The following is a 6,279-nucleotide window of genomic DNA, read 5'->3' as shown; positions in this document are numbered from 1 at the left end:
CTGTTCTTTTTAAGAAAATAGACCCTTCTTCATTTAAGAGTGAATAGTAAAATTTTTTAATATATTTTGATCGGTATAATTTTTATTAGGATTAATACAATTAAATCTTAGTAAGATATAACGGTATTTGTAGGAATTTTTTGATACTGTGCATAGGGGGAATGTAGGATGGTGAAATCGATCAAGTTTTTTTTGATTGTTCTTTAGTAATTGTATTTATATTTTTTAAAAAAAAATCCTAAATAAAAATACATATTTTTATTTAAAAAATTGTCATTTCAAAACTATCAAGCAATCGATTACAACTTTTATGGTTTGGTTATTATGGCGTTATTAACCTTTCCGATCAGGAAAGTCAGGAATGGTTTTGCTAAATATTTTTATTGGATTTTAATGATTAAACCTCTAAATATTTCAGATCACTCAAAGCTATAAAATTCATGATTAAGTACTAAAGAGCGAGAATGGCTATTGATTAGAATTCATTATTACTGGTGTGATGAATTTATATCGTCACTAGATTATAGCCTCGATTGATTGCTTCATGCAAAATTAGAAGCTGTCATTACTCACTAAATTAGAAATCACAGGATCTATAAAAAAGATTATATATTACAATCAAGTGTTGAATAAAATTAGGGTGGATAAATTATTGTAAGCAGAAAGTTTTTTACTGATGTGAAATGAACGGCTAAGAAAATAGCAAATCACTATATAAAAATTTGATTATCTGAAACACTCTCAAGAGATTTTAGTATATAATTTTCCAGAGAAAATCAGTTCTCTCTCACAGAGATTTCCTAAACGACTGTTATGAGTTAGGAAAGCTAGTAAACTTACTTAGTGTAATGTAACCTCGTGCTCAATGAATCTCCTCTCCAAAAAGCAGGCTTACTAATGGTAATTCCAGGACCATCTTTACAGTGAGGCGAGAGGCAACAAAAGCAATACTATTAAAATTTTTTCTGTTAGTTATTCTTCTTAGGTTGGGAATAGCAGGTTTTATTCTTTGCTTGAACCAAGTATTTGTGGGATTGGGGTGCCGTTGTGCTGTGTTTTGTGTTTGTTTCAGCTAGAAATTATTGTTATTCAGGGTATGATTGTTATCTTGAAGATTACTCAAAGGTTACGAAAGTAAAACTGAGCATTTCACGAATTCAAATCCCTTCTTCTGAAAAAGAAGGATACTCTCTTGTCTTTTCTTTATACGGATTAGTTCCTCCCCCCTTTAATATTAGGTGGAAAGAACAGGCCGCTAGGGGAGATTGATTAAATTCTGCTTCATATAAAAGATCCTGCTTTATAAATATCTTTCTGCTCGACAAATCAGTAATAAGCGGCTACACTTCGAGGCTTATTGAAGGGGCACGCAAAATTATGATAATGAAAATTAACGAGGAAGCTCTGACCTTTGATGACGTTTTGTTACTCCCTGGCTACTCCGAAGTCTTGCCCAAAGATGTTTCGCTCACCACACGTTTGACTCAGAATATAACTCTTAATATTCCTCTATTATCCGCTGCTATGGATACTGTGACCGAAGCGCGTTTAGCCATTGCATTAGCTGAAGCAGGTGGTATCGGAATCTTACATAAAAATATGAGCCCTGAACGCCAAGCAAGTGAAGTTCGAAAAGTAAAAAAATTTGAAAGCGGTGTTGTATTTTATCCTATTACTGTTTCACCAACGAGTACTATTGGTGAACTTAAAAAAATTACGAGTGAATACAATATTTCAGGGCTTCCTGTGGTAGAAGGTGAGCAGCTTGTTGGAATTATTACTAATCGTGATATTCGTTTTGAATTAGATATGGAGCAAAAAGTCGCTAATTTGATGACTCCAAAAGAACGTCTTATTACCATTAAAGAAGGTGCCACACGCGAAGAAATTATTAATCTTTTCCGCCCACATCGTGTAGAAAAGTTGCTAGTAATCAACGAACACTTTGAATTACGTGGATTAATTACTGTGAAAGATATTCTGCGCTCACAAGAGAATCCTAATGCTTGTAAAACTGCCTCAGGACAATTGCGAGTGGGTGCAGCCATTGGTATAGGAAACGAAACTCCGGATCGGGTAGCTGCTTTGGTAGCTGAAGGGGTTGATATTTTGGTGGTAGATACTGCACATGGCCATTCACAAGGAGTGATTGATCGAGTGAAATGGATTAAAAAGCATTATTCAGATGTGCCCCTGATTGCTGGTAACATAGCTACGGCTTCAGCGGCAAGAGCATTAACTAATGCAGGGGTTGACGCGGTTAAGGTAGGAATGGGTCCCGGGTCCATTTGTATTACACGCATTGTGGCTGGCATAGGAGTTCCACAAATTACGGCTATCGCGCAGGTAGCTTCTGAATTAGAAAATGATGATGTTTTTATTATTGCTGATGGAGGAATTCGATTTTCTGGTGATCTCTGTAAAGCCATTGGAGCAGGAGCGCATGCTGTAATGATTGGTGGGTTGTTTGCTGGAACTGAAGAAGCGCCAGGGGAAGAAGTTTTATATCAAGGTTGTTCCTATAAATCGTATCGGGGAATGGGTTCTGCACGAGCTATGTTTGGAACCTATGGTTCATCTGATCGATATTTTCAAGAAGCCCAAGAGAAACAAGAAAAATATGTTCCTGAAGGCATCGAGGGTTGTGTTCCTTATAAAGGTCCTTTGCGAGGGGTGATTCATCAGTTGACTGGTGGTTTGCGCTCAGGCATGGGTTATACGGGTTGTAAAACGATTGAAGAAATGCGAACAAAAACTCAGTTTGTTCGCGTAACAAGTGCAGGAGTTCGAGAAGGTCATGCCCACGATGTAACTGTAACAAAAGAATCGCCAAATTATTCAGTAGAAGAGTAAGAATATATTATTTTCTATTTTTATTATGTATTTCATAGAACAATAAAAATCCATTAACAATACAATATGCGGACAGACATTCATTACTATCGAATTTTAATCCTTGATTTTGGTTCGCAATATACGCAATTAATTGCTCGGCAGGTGCGTGAAATTGGCGTATATTGTGATTTAATGTCCTGTGAAGTGGATGAGCAAACTATTCGTAATTATAATCCTCATGGTATCATCCTGTCAGGAGGTCCTGAAACAGTCACCTTGAGCTCTAGTTTACGTGCCCCTTCGATTGTTTTTGAAATTGGTTGTCCGGTATTAGGAATTTGTTACGGAATGCAAACGATGGCCTATCAATTAGGCGGGAAAGTGGAGATGACCACTAAGGGTGAATTTGGTCATATGGAAGTGCAAATACTCAAATCTGACTTATTATTTGAAAACATTGAGGATCGTATCTCTACTGAAGGTATTCCTTTATTAGATGTTTGGATGAGTCACGGTGATATCGTTACAGAATTACCCCCGGGATTTGAAGCAACTGCTAGTACCAATAATTCTCCTTATGCAGCAATGGCTCACTTTAAACGACGGTTTTTTGGTTTACAATTTCATCCTGAAGTTACACACACACCTCAAGGACATCAGATCTTAATTCAATTTGTTAAAGATATTTGTCAATGTCGAGCAACCTGGACAACGAAGAATATTATTGAAGAAGGTATTCATAAGATTCGCAATAAAGTAGGGAGTGGGAAAGTTATGGTGGGCTTGTCAGGTGGAGTAGATTCCGCTGTGACAGCAGCTATTGTGCACCAAGCAATTGGTAATCAATTAGTATGTGTTTTAGTAAATACAGGGTTACTGCGATTAAATGAAGTGGAGGAAGTATTACATGTATTCAAAAAACATATAGGTGTAACGGTGATTTGCGTTAGTGCGCAAGAGCGTTTTTTGAAAGCCTTAAGAGGGGTTTTGGATCCAGAAGAAAAGCGTAAAATTGCAGGTGAACAATTTATTCGAGTTTTTGAAACAGAGGCTAAAAAATTAGACGTCAATTGGTTAGGTCAAGGAACGATTTATCCTGATGTAATTGAATCCGCAAAAACAAAAACTGGGAAAGGTCATCTCATCAAAACGCATCATAACGTAGGAGGATTACCCCTTAAAATAGAGTTGCAACTTATTGAGCCCTTACGAGAATTATTTAAAGACGAAGTTCGAAAATTAGGTTTAGAGTTAGGTTTGCCTTACGATTTAGTTTATCGCCATCCTTTTCCAGGACCGGGTTTGGCTACTCGTATTTTGGGGGAAATTAAAGCTGAATATATTGATATATTACAACGTGCTGATGCAATTTTTATTGAAGAATTAAAAAAACACGATTATTACCACAAAGTGAGTCAAGCCTTTGTTGTATTTATGCCGATAAAATCCGTGGGTGTTAAAGGCGATGCGCGGCATTATGGTTATTTAGTAGCTTTACGGGCTGTGAAAACAGTAGATTTTATGACAGCATGTTGGGCAGAATTACCTTATGAATTTTTAACGAGTGTTGCTCAGCGTATTGTGAATGAAATTAAAGAAATTTCACGTGTGCTTTATGATATTACTAATAAACCACCAGCGACGATTGAGTGGGAGTAAAGAAAGAAAAAATATGTACACCAGGTATCAGAAAATTTAGAGGCATCTCAAGGAAAATGACAAAATTTAATTTTTTGAAGGGGGGTATTGATCTTTTTTACCTTGGCAATCTTTATGCTAAGTATTTTTATTTTTTTTAAGATGATTCTTTTTTAAGATGATTATTAAAATCCTAAGACTATGCTTAATTTTAATGATTAGTAATTTTTTTGTGAATTTAATTTATCCTACTAGTAGGACTCGAAGAAGCTTTTTTAGCTTCCTTATTTAATAAGGAAGCTGTTGAATATTTGTTTAAGTTAAATAGTTATGTAAATGAATACATACGTATTCAACAATAGAGTTAAAAAGAAGATCAAATTACTGTAGTTATTTTAGATCATATAAAACCAATTGAAGGCATTTCTGCTGAGTATGAAATATTAACTAAAAAAACTTAGGAAGAATTAATATAAATTAATCATTCAAGATTGTAAGACTGATGCTATTGTACAAATGCTGATTTTAATGAAATTAATTAATGGAATATTTGGTGTATAATCTTATTAGCTAAGCAGCATATACTCAATCAATTAAATATATACTCAATCAATTAAATTGTTTCTTTTTAAAAAGAGTTACTGGATTTATGCGTTTATCCAAAATTATTTTGTTTTATAGAAGAAATTGTTAAAGGGGGGTAGCTGTATATTTATGCCATTAACTTAGTATCCTATATTAATGAAAATTACTCGTAATGGGGAGATGATTAAAGATGACAATAATATCTCTTTATTATATTTTTTGTATCATAAAGGATCAAGGGTATCTAACTTTGTCTTACTTTAAAGAGATTTATCCGGTTAGGCTGTTCTTTCGCCTATCTATTAAAAAAGTTTTGAACCACTAAAAAATTTATGGTTTTCCCTTGTTTTGAAGATTAGTTAGGATAAGAGAAGTGAGGTATGAATAAATTTTTTTTGAGTTTGAAATTTTAAATTTTTAAATTTACGTATTAATATACAGTTAAAGTTCTTGCTGCTAATTGGATATTATTTAAAAATCTGTTTCAGGATGTTAAATTAAAAGGAGAAAGAGAAAGTTTGATATTGATTTTTCATCAGGAATCATGGTTAAGAATTAGTTATACTTATGATTAGATTAAGTCGGCGGTTATTGATAAATTAGATACTAGATTTTACAATCTTTTCTCTTCTTATGGAGAAGAGAAAAGATTGATATAAAAGCTGTATCATCTCTGATGTGTTTTATAGAAAAAACACATCCTAGTTTCATTAAGTTTGAGTAAGTTTAAGTTTTTCAAATATTTAATACTAAATGAAATCATGTAATCAATTTTTATGTATGAGATTTATCCAAAAATTACATTTAAACTATTAGATTTTTAATAAATTTATAGACTATTTAGAATCGGAGTCCATTATCATGAGAAGAATAATGATGAGTACAATAATACGGTTGTATTTTTTAGGATGTTATAATGAAATTATAGTGTTTTTTTTAAAAAAATATATTATATAGATTTTAAAAAATCTGAAGCGAAATAAAATTTAATGCATCAACTAAAATTTTATATTGGATTTAAAACTTAGTCAAAAATTGGAAAATACAATTGATATTAAACTTTTATGACTTTAAAGAAGACCCAAATTTTCGGATTATTTTTTGATATATTATATTTTTAATGGATATTATTTAAAAATCTCTTCATTTTATATGATCATATAAATGCAAGATAAAAAATTTAATTTTATAAATAAAATTATAGCTATCAAATATGAATAT

Annotated in this window: 2 protein-coding genes; both read left to right on the top strand. The window is 32.9% G+C overall.

Translation table 11 applies throughout. From position 1 onward, the window contains the following. The first annotated feature begins 1,383 nt into the window (after nt 1-1,383). Nucleotides 1,384-2,853 carry an IMP dehydrogenase gene (guaB, locus tag CLERM_RS03065; RefSeq protein ID WP_102157126.1) on the top strand — a complete coding sequence of 490 codons (1,470 nt, stop codon included), beginning with the start codon at nt 1,384-1,386 and terminating at the stop codon, nt 2,851-2,853. 66 nt (nt 2,854-2,919) lie between these two features. After that, nucleotides 2,920-4,494, top strand: a complete 1,575-nt coding sequence (guaA, locus tag CLERM_RS03060) for a glutamine-hydrolyzing GMP synthase (RefSeq protein ID WP_102157125.1) — start codon at nt 2,920-2,922, stop codon at nt 4,492-4,494. Nucleotides 4,495-6,279: the final 1,785 nt, after the last annotated feature.

The sequence above is a fragment of the Coxiella-like endosymbiont genome, assembly GCF_002871095.1.
Lineage (GTDB): Bacteria > Pseudomonadota > Gammaproteobacteria > Coxiellales > Coxiellaceae > Coxiella.
This window is presented reverse-complemented; position numbering and strand designations above follow the sequence as displayed.